Source organism: Ruoffia tabacinasalis, from assembly GCF_042652985.1.
In the GTDB taxonomy this organism is placed as follows: Bacteria; Bacillota; Bacilli; order Lactobacillales; family Aerococcaceae; genus Ruoffia; species Ruoffia tabacinasalis.
In genome coordinates, this window is record NZ_JBHSHQ010000028.1 from 18820 (window position 1) to 40115 (window position 21296).

Sequence of the window (21296 nt, forward strand, 5' to 3'; positions counted from 1 at the left end):
TCTCTCCTAAGTAATATATTTTAGTGTCTGAAATGACGGTAGCCTGTCATTACCATTGCTACATCATTGTCATCACAAACTTGAACAGAGTCTTGATCATATTTCGACCCTCCTGGTTGAGCAATCGCTGTGATACCTCGACGATGTGCTAATTCAGCAGTATCTGACATTGGTAAAAATGCATCACTTGACATCACATATGTCTGTCTTAAAGTTGCATCTTTCTCTTCGGCTTGTTTTAGTGCAATCTCAGCAGAACCAACACGGTTCATCTGTCCTGCACCAATCCCCAAGGTCATATAATCATTTGTAACGACGATAGCATTACTTTTAACATGTTTTACAACTTTCATACCAAAGTTCATCGCTTTTAGTTCTTCAAGTGTCGGTTGTCGTTTTGTCGAGACATCCCAAGCATTTGGAATGTCTGATAAAGAATCTTTTATCAGTTCGTTGGATTGATCCACTGCTTGAACTAATAATCCACCTGAAACTGAAACATATTCTTCTTGATCCTTATTTAACTCTTCATCAAAATCGATGGTTAAAAGACGTAAATTTTTCTTTTTAGTTAATCTTTCTAATGCTTCTGAACTAAAACTTGGAGCAACTATAATTTCTAAGAATATCTTCCCTAAAGCGTTTGCTAATTCTAGTGATACTTCTCGATTCACGACTACAATTCCACCATAAATTGAAACTGGGTCCGCTTGTTGGCAACGTTCAAAAGCTTCTTCAATTGTATCGGCTATTGCCACACCACAAGGATTCATATGTTTGACTGCTACGGCAACCGGTTCTGTAAACTCTTTTGCAATCTTAATCGCTGCATCTGCATCTTTTAAATTATTGTAAGATAATTCTTTTCCATTCAATTGAACGGCTGCTGCAATGGAAGATTTCGGTGCATTGAGTTCTTTATAGAAGGTAGCCGATTGATGACTATTCTCCCCGTAACGTAAAGATTGCTTTTCTGAATAAGTTAATGTCTTGTGGGACCACTGGTTAACTTCAAAGTTTTGTTCTTTCTTGTTAAACTGATCTAAGTAATCTGAAATTAATGCATCATAATGAGAGGTCAATTGAAACACTTTACCAGCTAAATACTGTCTAAATTCATAAGTACTTTCATTATTATCTGTAAGTTGTTGAATTAATGTTGGGTAATCTGCGGGATCTGTAACAACGGTGACTGATTGATAGTTCTTTGCTGCACTACGTAGCATTGACGGACCACCGATATCGATATTTTCAATCGCATCTGCCAATGTGACATCAGGTTTAGTAATTGTTTCTTTGAACGGATATAGATTAACAATGACATAATCAATCGTTGAAATACCGTGGTCATTCATAGCTTGTATATGCTCATTATTATCGCGTAACCCTAATAAGCCACCATGTATTTTGGGATGTAACGTTTTTACACGTCCATCCATCATTTCTGGAAATTCTGTATAATCTTCCACGGCAGTTACCGGAATACCCGCTTCTTCGATAGTCTTAAAGGTGCCTCCGGTTGATAATAATTCAATTCCATTATTTACAAGCGTTTGAGCTACTTCGATGATTCCAGTCTTATCAGATACGCTAAGTAGTGCATATTTTGTCATTTTACATTGATTCCTTTCTCATTGAACTCTTTTGCCAATTGTTGAATCACTTTCGGATATAAAGAGTGTTCGATTTGATGAATTTTATTTTCTAATTTTTCTAATGTCCATTCCGGTTGAATTTGAAGTCTTTCCTGAGCAATAATTTCTCCTGTGTCAATCCCTGCATCAACATAATGGACTGTGACTCCACTCTCTTTTACACCAGCATTATATGCGTCTTGTATGCCTTTACGACCAGGGAACGCCGGTAAGAGTGATGGATGGATATTAATAATTTTTTTCGGATAGTGATTGAGTATGTCCGCTCCAATAATTCGCATAAAGCCAGCTAGAATGATTAAATCAACTTGATGAGCCTCTAAATATTTAATAATTTCAAGCTCCCATGCTTGGCGACTTTGGCAGTCTTTGGGACTTAAGATTAAAGTATCAATCCCTACATCCTTTGCCCGTTTAACCACATAAGCTTTAGGATTGTCACAGACTAAACAATTAATATTTACCGCTATCTCTCCTGCTTTGACTGCATCAATGATGGCTTGAACATTTGATCCATTCCCTGAAGCGAATAGTGCTAGATTCATAGTCAAGTACTACTCCTTATCTATATTTAGACGAACAGTTTCGCCCTCATTCTTTTGATCCTCGATGCGTCCAATAACCATACTTTCATTGATACTTGAGAGAATTGTTTCTACTTTTGTTTCTTCAACTGCTAAGACCATCCCGATACCCATGTTAAAAACGTTAAACATTTCCTCGAGATCTAACTGGCCAAATTTCTGTAATTCATTAAATATAGTTGGAATGGTCCAAGAATTAACATCTACAACTGCTGTTAAATTCTTTGAGAACATCCGAGGTAGATTCTCAAAGAAACCACCACCGGTAATATGAGCTATCCCATTAATACTTTGTGAATCTACAAACGGCATAACTTCTTTAACATAAATCTTAGTGGGTGTTAATAAATGATCAATCAATGTATGTCCATCTGATAGTTGATCTTCAAAGTTCATTTCATGGTCTTTGAAGAATATTTTGCGTACTAATGAATAACCATTTGAGTGAATGCCTGAACTCGGTAAACCAATGAGCACATCCCCAGCCTTAACTTTAGAACCGTCTAGAATATTTGCTTCATCAGCAACTCCGACACAGAATCCCGCTAAATCAAACTCACCATTTGCATATAAATCAGGCATCTCAGCTGTTTCGCCCCCAACAAGTGCAGCATTGGCTTGAACACAACCTTCCGCTACACCTGAAACGATTTGTTCAATATCTTCTGGAACTGTACTGCCTACAGCAAGATAATCTAAAAAGAATAAAGGCTGAGCACCTTGGGCTAAGATATCATTGACACACATGGCCACTGCATCGATACCGATGGTGTTTAATTTACCTGACTGTTGAGCAAGTAATATTTTTGTCCCAACACCATCCGTACCACTAACTAATACTGGATTTTTGTATTGCTTCGTGTCCAACTTAAACAATGCTCCAAAACTTCCTAATTGGTTCATAACTTCTGGACGCATTGTTCTGTTAACGTGCTTTTTCATTCGTTCAACTGCATCGTATCCTTTTTCAATATCGACACCTGATTGTTGATATGCATTACTCATCACTAAATTCTCCTTTTATAATTTTCTTTTGTAATGGGGTTAAACTTTCTTGAAATTCATTCTGATAATCTCCTATATCTGAAGGGTATTGACCGGTATAGGCGTCTAAACTAACTCCCTGATCCGGGATATTCTTATCAAAATTAATACTATCAACTAAGCCTTTAACTGACAGGTAGCCAAGTGAATCACTACCAAACAATTCATTTAACTCTTTAATTGTGTAGTTCGCAGCAATTAATTCCTCTGTATGTGTTGTATTAATGCCGTAATAGTTTGGGAATCGAATAGGCGGACTGGCAATTCTTAAATGAACTTCTTTCGCTCCAGCCCCTTTAAGTAACTCAACTAAGTGGCGCACTGTCGTCCCCCGCACTATCGAGTCATCAACAAGGACAATTGATTTATTACGTATTAGACTTTCAACAACAGAAAGTTTATACCGAACTCCTTGTTCCCGTAATTCTTGATTGGGTTGGATAAATGTTCTACCAATATATTGATGTTTAATTAATCCGATCTCATAAGGCAAACTATGTTCTTCGGCGTAACCACTTGCAGAAGAAAGTGATGAGTTAGGTACGCCAATCACTAAATCTGCCCCGTGTGTTGGCCGTTCTTTAGCTAAACGGCGCCCCATCTCTTTTCGTGCAGTATGAACATTAATTCCTGAAATATCAGAATCAGGTCGTGAAAAATATATAAATTCCATTGGTTCAAGTGTTGCTTTCTGTGAGTTAGTGTAGTTTGTGATATGATAACCTTCATCATTTATAACTACATATTGCCCAGCCTGCACTTCTGTGACGTATTTTGCCCCAACACTTGATAACACACATGTTTCGCTAGCTAAGATATAAGCACCATTAGAAAACTGTCCGATGACTAGTGGTCTAAATCCATGTTTATCCACGGCTCCATACAACGCATCATCCGTTAATAAACAAAAATTAAACCCACCATTTAATTGTTCGATGGATGATTGAAAAGCATCTGTAAAATTATTCTTCTTTGAACGTCGAATCAAATGAATTAAAATTTCAGCCGCAGAGTTTGTGGAAAATACGGCCCCCTCGTCCTCTAATTGTTGACGTAAAGACAAGGCTTCAGTTAAATTTCCATTATGCGTGATGGCTATCGATTGATTATTGAAGTGAAATAATAACGGTTGAATATTCGAATCATCTGCCTGATCGCTAACAGTGGCAGAACGAACCTGACCAATGGCGCTGTTCCCTACTAACTTCTCTAATTTATCTTCTGTATCAAAAATATGTGAAATTAATCCTCGACCGCGAAAACTCGTAAAAGTGTTCTCATCTTTTGTTACTATCCCAGCACTCGTTTGCCCCCGGTGTTGTAAAGCATGAAGTCCAAAATAGGTGATTTTATTAGCTAAGGGATGATTCCAAATACCAAATAATCCACCAGACTCTACGACACTATCGATACCACGGAAATTCGCTCCTATCGAGCTGATTCCTTCAATCGTTCTCATCAAATATTTCACTCCCATTCGTATATTTATATAAAAAACTTTTATTTGTCATATTTAAGTTACACCTTATAAAAATTTGAAACAATCTTTATGAGAACAATTCAGAAGCTTTATAGTCGAACGTTCGGCTTAAAATAATATTTATATTTACATAAGACTTGTAAAGTTATTCGTAAGGGTTTTTATCTAACAGTTGAATTTTTAAAAATAGCATACAAATTTATCAAAAAAATAGAGCAGCAATAAGCTACTCCAATTCAAATTTATTTAATTTATCCCATTCCTCACGTAAAATCCCCATGCGAATTGAGTCATAATAATAATCATTGTATAGTCTTACTTTACGTATTCGCGCTTCCATCTGCATGCCTAAATTCTCAGCGACTTTGATCATCGGTTCATTTCCAGACCAAGTCGTCAACCCAACACGAACTAAGGGTAATGTATTAAATAAATGACTAATCCAAAGAGATAATGCACGCCTACCAATATGTTGTCCTCGATTGGACGCATCATAAATCACAATACCAGTTTCTAACCACAGCGATGGTTCGTGCTCCCAATAATAGGAGACAGTCCCGATCAGCTTTCCTTTATATTCAATTGCCCATCGATCAACTTGATCAACCCATTGATTAGAATCCTTTAGAAAATTATCATAGGACTTTGATGCATGTGGGTAGTAAGGTGCATCCCATTGTTTCCATTCTGGATTATCTTCCTTAAATATAAACTCCCACAATTGATTTAAATCTTGTTCTTTCAATGTGCGGATAATTAATTCGCTATCTTTATACATAAATTTGACTCCTCTAAACATGTAATTATTCTCCACAACTATATTGTACCTTACCAACACAAAAAAGTGGGCATATAAAGACAAAAACCCAAGTCATTTACCTGGGTTCCGTTTTGTATTAGATAGCAACTAATTGTTTTGAATATGATCGGGTGCGCAACTTTGTGTATTTACGTTTGTAATCTGCTACTTCGCTAGGAAGACATAAAACAAAATGTTCGGGAGCAATTTCGACGAATTCTAACTCATCTAATTCACTATCAGAGTAAGTCATGCCTTCATATGTCATGCGGTCTCTTTCTTTTTCCTGTAGTGGCTCTGCTTCAGGAATTGCTGATAGCAATGATTCCGTATAAGGATGCAGTGGATTTTGATATATTTGTTCAGTTGAAGCTAATTCTACCATACGGCCTTGGCTCATCACTCCAATTCGATCACTAATATATTTCACCATTGATAGATCATGTGTTATGAATAAATATGTCAAATTTTCTTCTCGTTTTAGTTTTCGAAGCAAGTTAACAATTTGGGCCTGAATTGAAACGTCTAAAGCGGAAATTGCTTCATCGGCTATGATTAATTTTGGTTTTAACGCTAAGGCTCTTGCAATCCCAACACGTTGACATTGACCACCAGAAAATTCGCGTGGATAACGGTTTGCATAGGCGGGATTAAGTCCCACTTGCTTTAACAAACTTGTGACAGCTGCATTCAATTCTTTTTTATCCTTAACTAAACCGTGAACTTTCATAGGACCGCCAATTATCTCTTTGACTGTCATCCTTGGATTCAATGAACTATATGGGTCTTGAAAAACCATCTGAATATTTTTATGGAAGTCTAATAATTGCTTACGTTGTGTAATTTTTGCAATATTTTGACCCATAAAACTAATCTCACCGTGAGTGATATCTTCCAACTTCATTAGTAATTTACCTGTTGTTGATTTCCCGCTTCCAGACTCACCAACTAATCCAAATGTTTCACCTTCATATATGTCTAAAGATATTTGATTGACTGCTTTAACTACCTGAGATTTATTTGGATAGTAATGTTTACTCACATTTTTTAACGTTACAATTGAATGGCTCATAAGTTTATCACCTCTCTATTTAATGAATGAAACACATTGAATCGACGTTGAATCTCATCAGGGGGTTGGATTTTTGGAGCGCGCTCATCTAATAACCATGTGGCAGCAAAATGCGTATCTGTTACTTTAAATAAAGGTGGCTCTTCGACAAAATCTATAGCCAAGGCATATTGGTTTCGCGGTGCAAACGGATCCCCTTTTTGTAAATGCATCATATTTGGCGGTGATCCAGGAATGGTATAAAAATCAGCATCCTCTAAGCTCAGTGATGGCATAGAGGCAAGAAGCCCCCATGTATAAGGATGTTGAGGATGATAGAATACTTCATTCACACTGCCATGTTCGACAATCTTACCAGCATACATAACCGCTACACGGTCAGCTACATTAGCAACAACACCTAAATCATGGGTAATAAAAATCAATGATGTATCAAATTCATCTTTCAAAGAATTCATTAATTCAATGATTTGTGCTTGAATGGTTACATCTAAAGCAGTGGTTGGCTCATCAGCAATTAAAATTTTGGGTTTGCAAGCTAAGGCTAAAGCAATCATCACCCTTTGGCGCATCCCACCAGAAAATTGGTGGGGGTATTGTTGGCTTTTGACTTCTACTTGAGTGATACCAACTTTTGCCATCATATTTTTTGCTTCTTCCATCGCTTCACCCGCAGCCAAACCATGATGAACTTGTAGCGATTCAGCGATTTGCTTACCAACTGTCATCACAGGATTCAACGATGTCATAGGATCTTGAAAAATCATAGCAATTTCTTTACCACGAATATGTGTCATGTCATTGTCAGATATCTTTAATAAATCTTGCCCCTCGTAAAGTATCTCGCCACCTGTAATTTGGGTGACTTTCTTTGGCAACAAGCGAGTAATAGCTTTAGTTGAAACGGACTTACCTGATCCTGATTCTCCAACAATTGCGAGGGTTTCACCTTTATTCAAGGTGAAACTTACATCACGAATTGCATGAACTGGATCTTCTAAAGTCTTGAATGAGATTTTTAGATTTTTAACTTCTAATATCGGTTCACTCATCATATCTACCATCCTTTCCTACATAGATTATTGTTCAATGCTCCATGTCTCAATATCGAATAAACTTCCTAACCAAAATGGTTTAATACCACCTGTTAACTTTTTAGATTGGGTGATAAATTGTAATTCACTATACAAGGGAACAAGTAATGCCTCTTCTTGGAAATAAGCTTGAATTTCTTGATAAACTGGGAAACGTTCTTCAAATGATGTTAATGTTTTGCCACGTAACATCAAATCTTCTAAGTGGTCATCATTTAGTTGTGCATAATTAATTGATGACTTAGACCAATATGAACTTTGGTCAGGGTCTAAATTAAATGCCAGGCTTAATAAAGCCAATTGATAGTCACCCTTACCTACATTTGATAAGTGTGTTGCAAAGTCAGCCGTAATCTGTCTTACATTCAGACCTATTGCTTCTAAATCTTGTTCAATCAAGCTTGCAGATGTCATTCGTGTCACATTACCAGTTGGAACAGATAGGACAATCTCTTGCGACATATCAAAGCCAGATTCTTCTAATAAAGCCTTGGCAGCTTCAGGATCGTAGGCTACTGGAGCTAAATCAGGATCAGTATATGGATTCATTGATGTTAGAGTAGCAGCAGGAATCTCTCCCTCTCCTAAAATTAAGTCGCTAACTAATCTATCGCGGTTAATAGCCATTAAGAATGCTTTTCTAACATTCGCATCGGTTATCACGGCATTATTGAAATACATAAATTGGATACTCGTTCCCGGGTTAGCTTCAATAGTTAAGTTATCATTTTCGCGCAACATATTAATGTCTGTAATTGGAATAACCCCAATTCCTCCACCTGCCGACATATCCACAGTTCCAGACTGTAAAGCTGTCACTAATGCCGTACTATCCATTATTTGGATAAAGATATTTTTAATTTTAGGTTCGCCTCTAAAGTATGTTTCATTAGCCTCCAATTGAACGTAAGAGCCATTCTCATATTTTACAAATTTATATGGGCCTGCAAAGACAGTTGGGTTAGTCGCAAATTCAGAGCTTCCTAAGTTATACAAATCTTGCTCTTCAACGACATGTTTTGGTGCAATTAATAATTTAAAACCTATATTTTCATTTACATAAGCTGGGTCGGCAGGTTCTTTTAACGTGAGTGTTAAAGTCTTATCGTCAATGACTTCTAACCCGCTAATTGAATCAGAACCTTCAACTAATTTACCGTCATCTCCTAAGCCATCTATCGCTGTAATATAAGATGCTGCATGAGTCTCAACCTGTGGATCAGCAATCGTGGTTATAGTAAAGGCAACATCATGAGAAGACACTGCCGTTCCATCGGACCAATTTACATCATCTAAGATAGTGATGGTATAAAGTTGATTATCATCTGTCGTAATTTCCGCTATGTTTGAGCTGAATACACCCGCTTCAGGTTGATCTACTAATGAGGGATACATGAATCGCTCTACCCATTGCGCCACAACATCCGAAGAATTAAAGATATTCAAACCAGATACAGTATTAGTTACCCCAATGTTCAAGGTGTCATTGAATTCTTGTGCTTGAACTTGTCCGTAGTTTGACAATCCACCAACCAATGTCGCCATAAGAGTTAAAGATAAAATTAAATATTTCAATATTTTTTTCATAGGATTCCCTCCAAATTTATATTTATTATGATACTTCCCCTTCAATTGCACTACGCAATCCTTCTCCAACAAAATTAATTGATAGAACTGCTAAAAACACCATGATTCCTGCTGGTACCCAACGCCAAGGCTGGCTTGATAATACAGTCAGTGATTGAGCGTTTGCCAGGATATTCCCCCAACTTGCTGTCGGAGGTACAACCCCTACACCAAGAAAACTTAATGACGCTTCCGTTATAATGGAAGTAGAGATACCAAAAGTCATATTCACCAATATTGGTGATAAGACATTGGGAAAGATATGTTGGAATAATATACTCGGCGTGTTATATCCTGAGGCTACTGCTGCTTGAATATAGTCTGCTTGACGAATCTTCATGACTTCGCCTCGAACTAAACGACATAGAGATGGCCAAGCTAAGAATCCAATTGCTAAAGTCACTGTCCAGACGCTAGGCCCTACAACGGAGACTATAACTAGAATGACCATAAAATAGGGAAAGGACATAATTACTTCCGTAAAACGCATAATAATTGAATCCCATACTCCCCCTAGAAATCCCGAGATCAGACCTAAGGTCGTTCCAATGACTGTATATATTAATACAGAAGCCACTCCAACAAATAAGGATATTTGATCACCATAGATAATACGGCTCATCATATCTCGACCAATTTCATCTGTTCCTAACCAATGTGCACTACTTGGTGGTGCTTGGAAAGGTCCCACAGTCATATTCGGATCATAGGGAGCAAGGACTTGAGCAAAAACTGCAACCAGTAAAATAATTAAAAAAATAATCAAGCCTAAGACAGCCAGCTTATTGCGTTTAAATCTTTTCCAAAGTACGCTCCAGTAACCTTCTTCGCTAATTTGTTCAGCTTGGTCAGTCTCATAGGCTCGTTCCATCCAGTTGAGTTCCCCAGCATTTACGGCCTGGAATAAATCTTGTTCTGTCATCTAGACTACCTCCTAATATCGAATTCGTGGATCAACATAAGCATATAAAACATCAACAATTAAGTTACTGAACAAAACAGTTACGGCAGAAAGTAAATTAATAGCCATTATCACCGGATAATCTCGAGCAGAGATTGAAGACATCATTAATTGCCCTACCCCTGGCCAACGGAAGACTTGTTCAGTAACGATTGCTCCCCCAATCAGTCTTGGTATATCTGATCCAATCACGGTAATAATTGGGACTAATGCATTTCGTAACCCATGTGTGAAGGTTACTTTATTATCAGATAATCCCTTTGAAATAGCTGTTCTCATATAGTTCTCTTCATAGACTTGTATCATTGTTGAACGGATATACCGCGTCATATTCGAACTATAAGAAGTTGCTAGAACAATCACTGGTAGAATATAATACTGTATCCGTTCAATGATTGAATCTTGCCCACCAAGTGTTTCACGCCCGCCAGTTGGTAACCAACCAAGTTGCAAAGCAAAGATATAAATGAGTCCTAAACCTAAGAAAAAGTTTGGAACAGATACACCCGCAAATGAAGTAGTCGTTACTAAATTATCAAACCAACTATTCTTATGCTTGGCACAATAGATACCTAATGGGATAGCTATAGCATAAGCAACAATTAAGGTTAACCCCATAAGCTGCAAAGTTGGCCAAATTCGTTCTAGCAATAATCCAGCAACACTCGTTCGCGTATTAAAAGAAAATCCCAGATTTCCTTGTAATGTGTTAACCAACCACTTTCCGTATTGAACAATTTGTGATTGATTTAACCCTAACCGCTCTCGCATCATTTCAAGCTGCTCCGGTGTAGCATCTGGTGTAACATATAAATCAGCCGCATCTCCTGGGGCAAGATTTACAATTGCAAAGGCAAAAATTGATACTAAAAGCATTACCGGGAGCATAACAATCAATCTGCGTATAATATACTTCATCATATATCTACACCACCTAACTGGTGCATTAAAATTGTTAAATATACTTCTATTCCTTTAAGAAGTCCTTGTTCGTCTAATTCAAACTTAGGATGATGCAATGGGTAAGACTCTTCTTTATCTATACCTTTGACTCCAATATTTAAGAATGCTCCTGGTACTTCTTTTAAATAATAAGCAAAGTCTTCGCCAATCATGGCAGCACCAGTCATTGGGCCGATTTCAACAATATTATCGAATAATTGTGTTTGTTGAACTTGTTCAATTGCTCGCTCAACCAGTTCTTTAGTATTTAATAAGGCTGGGTAACCATCACGATAGAATATATTTGCTGTACTATCGTGCATATTAGCAATGGCGTTAATCATTTGATGGAACTTTCTTTTAACTACTTGTCGAATCTCTTCAGAGAAAGTTCGAACCGTCCCTGATATGACGGCTTGGTCAGCAATGATATTTATTGCAACACCCCCACCAGCATTCACACTAGCAAAGGTTAGTACAGCAGGGTGGATAGGATCTACATAACGACTGACAATCGATTGTAAAGTTGTAATAATTTCTGAAGCAATAATGACTGAGTCAAGCGATTGGTGTGGCTTAGCTCCATGTCCCCCTCGCCCTTGAATCTTAATCTCAAACGTATCTGAAGATGCTGACCCATAATCTAAAGAATAACCTACACTTCCTACGCAGTGTTCTGGAACAACGTGAAGACCGTAAATCGAATCAACGTCATCAAGTGCCCCATCTTCAATCATACTCTTGGCTCCTCCAGGTTGACTTTCTTCAGCATTCTGGAATATAAAGACAATCGTACCCGAAAAATCAAAACGGAAACGATTCATAATACGAGCTACCCCCAGCAACATTGCAGTATGTGCATCATGTCCACAAGCATGCATCACGCCGTTGTGAATGGATTTAAAATCTAACTGTGTCTCTTCAGTAATCGGTAAGGCATCCATATCTGCACGTAAGGCAATGACCGGTCCTTCATTATGTCCATGTATTTTTGCTACAATTCCATATCCATTACCAACATTTCGTTGAATATCTGTGATTCCATACGAGCGTAATTGTTGATAGACGAAATCAGATGTCTTCTCTTCTTGAAATGATAATTCAGGATATTGATGTAGGTGACGTCTTATTTTAATAACATCTTCTTCAACGACCTTTGCCTGATATAACCAATCAGTTCGTTGTTTTATTATAGTTTCAACATTCATTTTAAGACCCCTTTCTTGGCATAACAATAATGATTAACCAGCCCAAAAATACTCTGAACCCCTGTCAATATACAACGCTCATCAAGTTGGAACTTTGGATGATGATGCGGATAATTCTCAGTTGTATGCGCCCCAGCTCGAATATAATAGAATGAACCTGGTATCTTCTCTACATAATAGGCAAAGTCTTCTCCACCCATTCGTGGTGGAGTTTCAACGACATTGCTTTCTGAAAATTGTTCAGTGAATACCTCAGATAAGAGATTTGTTTCATTTTGGTGGTTAAACAGAGGTGGATAACCGTCAATATAGTCAATCTTAACTACAGCCCCATGTGCTGAAGCCACTTGTTCTGCTACTTCATAAATACGTTGTTTGATGAGTGTTCTCAAGGATGGATTATAAGTTCTAACTGTCCCAGATATATTCGCATAATCTGAAATAATATTATCTCCCCCTGTCCCAGCATGGAAGTTGGCCACTGTCAATACCCCTGAATCTAATGGGTTTTTATTTCGACTAATAATCGTTTGTAGCTGTTGAATAATAAAGGCAGCTACAACCGTTGAATCAACTGTCACATGAGGCGTTGCAGCATGTCCCCCATTGCCTTGGACTCGTATAGAAAAAGAGTCAGACGCTGCTAATGCATAGCCATGGCAATACTCAACCACTCCGTCATACGGCAAGTCACCTCGAACATGAATCCCATAAATCGCCTCTACATCATCTAATTCTCCAGATTCCATAATGCTCTTTGCACCACCTGGTTTTACTTCTTCCGCATGTTGAAAGACAAAAATTATTGTTCCTTTAATCTCTGATTGGATATCAATCAAATGCTTAGCTGCAGTAAGCAACATAGTTGTATGAGCATCATGTCCACATGCGTGCATAACACCTTTTGTCTTAGATTTATACATTAGATCTGTTTCTTCGGTGATAGCAAGTGCATCAAAATCTGCTCGAAAGGCAATCGTTGGTCCTTCTTGTGATCCCACAAGTTTAGCAACAATACCGCCACCACCTACATTTGTTTTAATATTTTCATAACCGTACTGTAGGAGCTGATCTACAATGAACGCCCTTGTCTGATGTTCTTGAAAAGATAATTCAGGATTTTGATGGAGATACCTAAACATTGCTTTTGCTTCATCGAATGAATCCTCTAAATTATATGTCATGTTTTCTAACATTGATTTTTCGTGCATTCAATCACTCCTTTTGTTTAATACCGAAATCATATTATATATTCATGAGAAAAACAATTACTTTCTTACTTGTTTTTAATCTATTAACATAAAGTGTCATACAACCTAACATTAATAGTTATTAAATAAATAATTAAATTTTTTGGACCATACCTAGGGCTAGTTTGATTGCATCACCCTTATTAAATCAACGATAAAATCGGATATATATTATTGCATAGAGGGTTTTAGGAGTAGTTTTACTTCTTTATTGGCCTTTAAATTTTCTGTTTCAGGAAAAAAACATGTTAGATTATATACATTATTTTATTAAGAAAATAATTTTAATTTCACCGTAATTTAAGTAATTATTTTTATCAAAATAAAAGTTAAGCATAAAAAAACGAGCAGAAATCTTTTCAGATTTCGACTCGTTGTTAGATGTTTTTTAAAGTTAATATGCTAGTTTTTTTATGAGGGAAGAAAGTTTCTTTTCTATAATTAAAGTCCCGATTATAGCTACGACAATGTTAGATATAGCGACACTGAACGCACTAATCCAAAACGGTGCACCCACTGCATAATGCAAGGTCGCCCCAACCACGATACCACACCATATTCCATAAGCTATACTTTTAATATAAGCGGATTTGAATAATCGGTTAAACACATAAAGAGTCACGGATTGAATTAGAAAACCCGATAATATATCAATAGGCCCTAATGGACTAAAAATATTACTGATCATCACACCAAAGAGTATTCCTGGTGCTAATTTAGGTTGATAAAATGGAACTGGTACTAATAATGTTGACACTCTAAACTGAAATATCCCACTAGAGATAGGGTTAATTAAAGTCAAGGCCACGTATAATGATGCTAACAACGCATTATTAACTAATTTTTTTGTTTTTATACTTTGCATTTTATGCTACCTCCAGTCCATTCGCTTCAAAAGCTTTTTTGCGGTCAATACACGTACCACAAACTCCACAAGCAGGGTCAGTCCCTTTGTAACAGCTATAAGTTAGCTCATAAGGTACCTCCAATTCAATCCCTGTGGCTACAATATCTTTTTTTAACCTAGTCATGAAGGGAGCTTTTATAGATACAGAATTATTTGTACCAAGCTGAATCGCTTGATTCATTGTTTGAATAAATTCAGGCGAACAGTCAGGATAAATTGTTCCGGACTCGTCTTGATGTGCACCGAAGTAAATTTCATCAGCTCGATACTGTTTAGCCAATGAAGCTAATATTGCTAAAAAGACACCATTTCGAAACTCCACTTCTGTATTAAGTTCATTAGTTTCTCCATATGCTCCCTCAGCAATTGGGATGTCGTTATTTAAACTCAAGGCAGATTGACTATCTGAAAAAATTGAACTTAAATCCATAATTTTATGTCTGACTTGATAATATTCACTGACTTTTTGAGCGGCTAGTAATTCCATTTGTTCATGTTGTTGATTATACGTAAAAGTAATTGCTAATATATCTGGATCGATTGCTTTAGCAAGAGCTAAGGCTGTAGAGCTATCAACTCCACCACTTAATAAAACTAATTTCATCATTATACCCCCTTTAACCTAACGGTTATCCACTTTCTCAGGATATAAATCATGATTTTTAAGTCGTTCCCAAGCCATATCGTCCCACTTTGTTCCGGGTTGACCATAATTACAATATGGATCAATCGAGATTCCACCACGAGGTGTGAATTTACCCCATACTTCAATATATTTTGGTTCCATCAGCTTAATGAGGTCTTTCATAATGATATTCATACAATCTTCATGAAAGTCACCATGATTACGGAAACTGAATAAGTAAAGTTTTAATGACTTACTTTCAACCATTTTCTCCCCTGGAACGTAGCTAATGTAAATAGTTGCAAAATCTGGTTGTCCTGTCATTGGACATAAAGACGTAAACTCGGGACAATTAAATTTAACAAAATAATCATTATCCAAATGCTTATTTGGAAACGATTCTAAAATTTCTGGCGCATAATTATCTAAATAATTTGTCCCTTGATTCCCCAACAAACTTACATTACCCATTTCTTCATTACTTCTACCTTGCATTTTTTCTCTCCCTTTCGGCAAATTGAAAGCATCAAAAAAAGAGATGTCTATATAACACCTCTAGAGTTTTATCTTAAAATTAGCCCTAGTTTTGTTTAATGACAGGATGGTTACGAACTGTCATATTTAATTAAGCTTCATTATAACTGACTAAGTATATATTGCAATGACTTAGTCTCCTTGACTTAAAACATGTTGCATTCTTTCAATAAATCGCTGCGTAAAAAGTACACTATCTACATCTAAACAAAAGGAAAAACATATTTAAGTCGCTTACAGTAGGCTAGTTCTCCTTAATTGCCAGTTATCTGCGACCAGATAGCTTGTTAGAGGCTCGCTAACGCTCGGTCAGGGCTAACGCCCTAACAACCCTAAAAAACCTCTTAAAATCGTTTTTAAGAGGTTTCAAAGGATTCCCGGGTAACTTAATCGAATTAGCCTCTAAAAGGATACAATATACTGTAAATTATAATCATTTCAAAATGAACACAGTAAAAAAGCCCACCCATGTTTGTGAGCGGACCTTTTTTATTAACATAATTGATTTTAGTAGAATTAATTACTTTTTGAGCAAATCTTTGTAAGGGAATAACCAGAATAGGATAACTATACTAAAAATTATTATTACTATTTTTAACCATAAGGGAAGTGAAAGAGTCACTTCTCTTACTGATTCCCCCCATTTAGAATTAATAAAATAACGAATAAATTGATTGATCAAAAAGAAAATTCCAATTGCCCAGAAGACAATTTCTTTAATTTTATCCATTTTTAACACCTCAATTTATTAAAATAAGACAAACATGATTGATTTTACTGTCCAATGAGCAACAGTTCGATTCCACCCATGGTCAACTAAGAAGTTTTCTGCTCCAGTTTGCAAATCATCTTGCCAACCAAATAAGTAATCAGTTATATCAGCAACAGTTTTAGAACCAACTTTTGCTGCTAACCACTTGGCTAATTTTTTTATCGCCGTAGTTTTCACACTTCGAGTTGAAAAATTGCCATTTTCGGTAGTATAAGCTTGAAGAAGTTTCACTTGTTCTGTTTTAGAAAAATAGCCAGATTGTACTAATTCATTAAATTCTTTTTTCTTATCATCAGGAAGCTTGTTCGTCTGCTCTTCAATTATTTCATCTTGGGTGTCTTTTTTATGTATAGTCGCCTGTTCAGCCTCGTGAGCATAGACGGTTGCACTGCTAAGTGCAGTACTTGCAACCGGTGAAATTGTTAAAGCTACTGCCCCAATGACTAAGGATTTCTTTATATTCATAGATATCAAATCTTTCTTTTTAAATTAAGAGATCTAAAGCTTACCGGCATCATAACATAGTCTTTCTAGATCTTTCTAGTATTCTGGTAAACTTTACAAAACTTAACATGAAAACAACGAAGTAAATATTTTCTATATTCAACTTAATTTTTTCAAAATCTCTAAACCCTTTTTAAAAAAGGGCGCACTTACATACCACTTTTTCAAAGTGGGTATTCCGTGCAATAAATCTGCGTGATCACTTCGTGAACGACAGATTTATTTGTGTGAAAATTGCTGCGCAATTTAAGAATTCGCTTTGTTCATGCTGAAAATAATTTTTGTAAAAATAAACTGTCATAGACTTAAACTGCCGGTTTAATAAATCTAGATTTCCAATAGTTCTTCCCTTCGCATCACCTTCAGTTTCTACTTTAAGATTAATTTTTGTTGTTTGAGTAGCAATTGAAGGGTTCAGTGCGACTTCCACTGCTAAAGGATCATGCATAGCGCCACCAATCTCAGCATCATCAAATTCATTAGTATAGTAGTAATTAGCCATTTCAACCATAGCCTCGCTTGCTTTTGTACCTATTGGATGCCAAGACGAGATATCTGTCCCTTTGATCATTGTCTTGAGTGTTACATCCAGACCAACTAATGTCATTGGAATATCACTAGCGAAGACATATTGCGCAGACTTAGAATCTCTATGAATATTTGCTTCGGCATATGGAGAAACATTCCCAGGTACTGTTAGTGCACTCCCCATACTTACAATTTTACCAATCTTTTCAATGGCTTCTTTATCTTTTTTAAATGCATCAGCTAAATTGTTCATAGGTCCAGCCGTATATAATATTAACTCTTCCCCAAATGTATTTGCAGATTCAATGATGAAATCCACTGCACTTTGTTTACTAGGTTGTCTTTTCGGTTCACCTAATTCAACGTTTCCGATACCATTATCTCCATGGATATGTAATAGATGTGGTTGAGGTTCATAGCTCGTCTCACCCCAAGGCGAACTCGCACCTTCAAAAACTGGAATATGACTATGACCTAGTAAATCAAGTAAGTTTATTGTATTCTTTGTTGCGTTCTCTAAAGTGACATTCCCAAAACTTGTAGTGACGCCAATAAGTTCTACTTCTTCAAAACTAAGTGCATGCGCTAAAGCTAAAGCATCATCCACACCCGTGTCTAAATCCATAATCATCTTCATTGTCATCTCATTCACCTCCACGGTCATTTATTATTATCTTATCTAAAGTATAGTTGACTCATCTAATGATAGCTAGTTATCGTTACGTTTAAACACTCTTCAGAATAATATGTTCGCATTCATAACTATATCAAAATTCAAAAACAGCTCCTGCTTGATGAGCAAGAGCTGTTTGTTTAGTCTACTTTTATAAAATCATTCACTAATCCATGTGTAATTAAAATTTCGCTATTTTTAGTAATAACAATGGCTTCTAAATCTTGTATTTGATTAATTTGCTCAATAATATCATGCGCTTCGGCTTGATAATACATCGTTGTATAGAGTTCCCCTGTTAAAGATTCTTTAGAGACTATTGTTAAACTTGCGATATTATTTTTGACTGGGTAACCTGTCTTACTATCAAATATATGATGATATTCTTCGCCATTATAGACAAATGTTCGCTCATAAATACCTGAAGTAACAACCGATTTATCTTTAACCTTCAATAATCCAACTAAATTATTCCTTGTCATGAAAGGATTTTGAACCCCAACTCGCCATAACGTGTCTGGATTTGTTGGATGACTTCCCAGTAATAAGACATTACCGCCTAAGTCAATGATCCCCTTTTTAACGCCTGCTTTTTTCAAGAAGTGTTTGATTTGATCAGCAAAAAAGCCTTTAGCTAATGCACCTAAGTCAATTTCCATCCCTTTTCTTTCTAAATAAACACTTTGTTTCTCGTCATTTAACTGAATCAAATTAGGGTCAATGAGTGTTAAGCGTTCGTCTATCTCGGCTTGAGTTGGAACTTTTGCATCAGAAAAACCTATCTTCCATAGTTTGATTAAGGGGCCAATCGCAATATTTAATGTATTCGATAAATCTACACTATAGACTTTGCCTATCTTAATGAGTTCAAATATATCAGGGTCAACAGCAACAGCTTCGATACCAGCAAATTGATTGACCTTCATCAATAAACTGTTCGCATCATTCGCGCTAAAACGATTTTCGTAATCTAACAATCGTTTTTTAGCTTCGTTTAACAAATAGTGCGCAAATTCATGTTCAATTTGTAAATTAATCGTCGTACCCATTGCTTTAAAAGTAATACTTTCCATATTTAAAACCCCTTAAATCATTATTTAGCCAAAAAAGTTCGAAGATTTACCTCCGAACTTTTACTAAATTATATCATATTAATGTGAAGATGCACCTGATACTGTATCCACTTCTGGTTCTGCTGCATTGCTTTGTGATGCACCTGAAACTGTGTCAGCTTGTTTATTATCGCTTTGTGAAGCGCCTGATACTGTATCTTTTCCTCCTACTAATTCTTGACCAGTTTGTTGTAAGTACCAATCAACTGTTGGTTTAATATCCATAATATATTCATTAATTCCCATGTAATTACCTTCATCATCACGAATTGCTTGATAGTTGTGAACCACAAATTTATCTGGCCCATGTGTTGGTACGTGAACACGGACAATATCTTGTTTTCCTGAACGTAATTGTGAGATAACCCATTTCACATTTTTGTGTGTACGGTCTGGGTGACATGCACCAAGAGGGTTTCCTGGTTGTTCTGGATAACGTTTGGCGAACATTTCTTCTGAAGGTAGAACGCTGTTATAGTATAAGAATTGGTTGTTACTATCAGCAAACGTTAATTCCATTGGCATTGATCTTAAGAATTGATCAATTTGGTTCACTGTTAGGATACCTCTATTAAGTTTGACATAGTCATTTCCTGTCGCTGGGTTTACTTTTTCAGCTGCTTGTTCTACCCAGTCTGGAGCCGTCATCTCTACACCTTCAATTGTTGTGTCAATCTTTCCATTAGCAAATAAATCTTCCTCGATTGGTTTTACCACTTCAGTTGCTCCCCCTTTACCTTCTAATTCTGAAACGACTTTAATAAATCGGATGAATTTTTCTAAGCAAGATGCTAAGAAGTTTATTGTTCCTTGGTCTTTTAAATTATTCTCTTCGTCAAATGCTTCTTTCACATTCCCTAATAAGAACTCATTCCCCGGTAGTACAATCGCATTGACACCTGGTGAGTCTAAGATTTGTCTTAATGAAAGTTGAGCACGTGAAGATCCTTGTGAGAAGTACGATGCACCGACAATCATGACAGGTTTATTTTCGAATGGATGAATTTTAAATGATAGCCACTCAATTAAGCTTTTTAGAGCTGCTGGAATGGTATGGTTATGTTCTGGTGTGGCGATAATCACACCGTCAGACGCTTCAATTCTTTTAGCAATATCTTGAATAACAGGTGATTGAGTTTGGTCATCACTTTGGTTAAATAATGGCACTTTATCAATCTCAACAATATCTAAATCAATTAATTTATTAAAATGTTTTTGGATAAACTGTAATAATAAACGGTTATACGATCCAACAGCATTTGATCCAACGATTCCTACTAATTTCATACTATATTATCTCCTTTATTAGTCTTCCCAAGTGTAGTTATCTGCTTCTTTAACATTAACAGCATGTGCTTCCATTAATTGGCCAGTAATCTCAACGAAAGTTAAGAAATCTGAGAATAAGCCATCAAGTAGTTCAATTTTTTCTTTTGAAATTAATTGCCCTTGTTCATCAAATGCTTGTAATGAATGGTCTAGTAAGTATTCTGAACTTGGCATAATTCTAGCTTTTAATTCTGGTGAGTCTAATATTTGGCGGGCATGCATTTGAGCTCGTGATGAACCAAGTGTTCCATATGATGCACCGACAACCATGACTGGCTTATCAACGAATGGATGTGTTTTAAATGATAACCAACTTAAAGCATTCATTAATGCAGCTGGTACAGAATGATCATATTCAGGTGTACTAATGATTACACCATCAGCCTGTTCAACTTTATCTGATAACTCTTTAACACTTTCTGGTAATTCAATGCTTTTATCTTTGACAAACATGGGTAAGTCTTTAATCTCAACTAATTCTATTTCAGCTTTTTCTGAAAAATGTGTTTCCATATATTGTAATAACTTACGGTTAGTTGAATTATCTGAGTTTGTCCCAACAATTCCTAATAATTTCTTCATTTAAATATCCCCTCT

Annotated in this window: 21 protein-coding genes; all 21 read right to left on the minus strand. The window is 36.4% G+C overall.

What is annotated here, in order from left to right:
• Positions 1-20: 20 nt before the first annotated feature.
• Complete coding sequence (gene purH / locus ACFO5Y_RS04390; protein ID WP_197103461.1) at positions 21-1613, minus strand: bifunctional phosphoribosylaminoimidazolecarboxamide formyltransferase/IMP cyclohydrolase; 1593 nt, start codon at positions 1611-1613, stop codon at positions 21-23.
• On the minus strand, positions 1610-2200 hold the full coding sequence (gene purN, locus ACFO5Y_RS04395; protein ID WP_197103459.1) for a phosphoribosylglycinamide formyltransferase: 591 nt from the start codon (positions 2198-2200) through the stop codon (positions 1610-1612). The genes purH and purN overlap by 4 nt, the downstream gene beginning before the upstream one ends.
• Positions 2201-2209: 9 nt before the next feature.
• Positions 2210-3244, minus strand: a complete 1035-nt coding sequence (gene purM / locus ACFO5Y_RS04400; protein WP_197103457.1) for a phosphoribosylformylglycinamidine cyclo-ligase — start codon at positions 3242-3244, stop codon at positions 2210-2212.
• Positions 3237-4742 carry an amidophosphoribosyltransferase gene (gene purF, locus ACFO5Y_RS04405; protein ID WP_197103456.1) on the minus strand — a complete coding sequence of 502 codons (1506 nt, stop codon included), beginning with the start codon at positions 4740-4742 and terminating at the stop codon, positions 3237-3239. Before purF ends, purM begins: the two co-directional genes overlap by 8 nt.
• 247 nt (positions 4743-4989) lie before the next feature.
• On the minus strand, positions 4990-5541 hold the full coding sequence (locus tag ACFO5Y_RS04410; protein ID WP_197103454.1) for a GNAT family N-acetyltransferase: 552 nt from the start codon (positions 5539-5541) through the stop codon (positions 4990-4992).
• Positions 5542-5659: 118 nt separating this feature from the next.
• Positions 5660-6634, minus strand: a complete 975-nt coding sequence (locus tag ACFO5Y_RS04415) for an ABC transporter ATP-binding protein (RefSeq protein ID WP_197103452.1) — start codon at positions 6632-6634, stop codon at positions 5660-5662.
• Positions 6631-7686: an ABC transporter ATP-binding protein gene (locus tag ACFO5Y_RS04420; RefSeq protein ID WP_197103510.1), complete on the minus strand. Its 1056-nt coding sequence runs from the start codon at positions 7684-7686 to the stop codon at positions 6631-6633. The genes ACFO5Y_RS04415 and ACFO5Y_RS04420 overlap by 4 nt, the downstream gene beginning before the upstream one ends.
• Before the next feature lie 27 nt (positions 7687-7713).
• The gene (locus tag ACFO5Y_RS04425) at positions 7714-9315 is read right to left on the minus strand and encodes an ABC transporter substrate-binding protein (protein WP_197103450.1); all 1602 of its coding nucleotides are present in this window, start codon (positions 9313-9315) and stop codon (positions 7714-7716) included.
• A gap of 25 nt (positions 9316-9340) precedes the next feature.
• A complete protein-coding gene (locus ACFO5Y_RS04430; RefSeq protein ID WP_197103448.1) occupies positions 9341-10276 on the minus strand; it encodes an ABC transporter permease in 936 nt (311 codons plus the stop codon).
• 12 nt (positions 10277-10288) lie between these two features.
• Positions 10289-11236 carry an ABC transporter permease gene (locus ACFO5Y_RS04435; protein ID WP_197103447.1) on the minus strand — a complete coding sequence of 316 codons (948 nt, stop codon included), beginning with the start codon at positions 11234-11236 and terminating at the stop codon, positions 10289-10291.
• The gene (locus tag ACFO5Y_RS04440) at positions 11233-12465 is read right to left on the minus strand and encodes a M20 metallopeptidase family protein (protein ID WP_197103445.1); all 1233 of its coding nucleotides are present in this window, start codon (positions 12463-12465) and stop codon (positions 11233-11235) included. The genes ACFO5Y_RS04435 and ACFO5Y_RS04440 overlap by 4 nt, the downstream gene beginning before the upstream one ends.
• On the minus strand, positions 12462-13676 hold the full coding sequence (locus ACFO5Y_RS04445; RefSeq protein WP_231606803.1) for a M20 metallopeptidase family protein: 1215 nt from the start codon (positions 13674-13676) through the stop codon (positions 12462-12464). Before ACFO5Y_RS04445 ends, ACFO5Y_RS04440 begins: the two co-directional genes overlap by 4 nt.
• A 433-nt stretch (positions 13677-14109) precedes the next feature.
• A complete protein-coding gene (locus tag ACFO5Y_RS04450; RefSeq protein WP_197103443.1) occupies positions 14110-14580 on the minus strand; it encodes a QueT transporter family protein in 471 nt (156 codons plus the stop codon).
• Between the two features lies 1 nt (position 14581).
• The gene (gene queC, locus ACFO5Y_RS04455) at positions 14582-15226 is read right to left on the minus strand and encodes a 7-cyano-7-deazaguanine synthase QueC (RefSeq protein ID WP_197103441.1); all 645 of its coding nucleotides are present in this window, start codon (positions 15224-15226) and stop codon (positions 14582-14584) included.
• Positions 15227-15244: 18 nt separating this feature from the next.
• Positions 15245-15742: a preQ(1) synthase gene (gene queF, locus ACFO5Y_RS04460; protein ID WP_197103431.1), complete on the minus strand. Its 498-nt coding sequence runs from the start codon at positions 15740-15742 to the stop codon at positions 15245-15247.
• Between the two features lie 559 nt (positions 15743-16301).
• Positions 16302-16511: a hypothetical protein gene (locus ACFO5Y_RS04465; RefSeq protein WP_197103429.1), complete on the minus strand. Its 210-nt coding sequence runs from the start codon at positions 16509-16511 to the stop codon at positions 16302-16304.
• 18 nt (positions 16512-16529) lie between these two features.
• A complete protein-coding gene (locus ACFO5Y_RS04470; RefSeq protein ID WP_197103427.1) occupies positions 16530-17018 on the minus strand; it encodes a hypothetical protein in 489 nt (162 codons plus the stop codon).
• A gap of 238 nt (positions 17019-17256) precedes the next feature.
• Positions 17257-18228: a nucleoside hydrolase gene (locus ACFO5Y_RS04475; protein ID WP_197103425.1), complete on the minus strand. Its 972-nt coding sequence runs from the start codon at positions 18226-18228 to the stop codon at positions 17257-17259.
• Positions 18229-18398: 170 nt separating this feature from the next.
• Positions 18399-19331 (minus strand): FAD:protein FMN transferase, encoded by a 933-nt coding sequence (locus ACFO5Y_RS04480; protein WP_231606802.1) that lies wholly within the window; start codon positions 19329-19331, stop codon positions 18399-18401.
• A gap of 78 nt (positions 19332-19409) precedes the next feature.
• A complete protein-coding gene (locus ACFO5Y_RS04485; protein WP_197103423.1) occupies positions 19410-20657 on the minus strand; it encodes an NAD(P)H-dependent oxidoreductase in 1248 nt (415 codons plus the stop codon).
• An 18-nt stretch (positions 20658-20675) separates the two neighbouring features.
• A complete protein-coding gene (locus ACFO5Y_RS04490) occupies positions 20676-21281 on the minus strand; it encodes an NADPH-dependent FMN reductase (RefSeq protein ID WP_138403355.1) in 606 nt (201 codons plus the stop codon).
• Positions 21282-21296 lie beyond the last annotated feature (15 nt).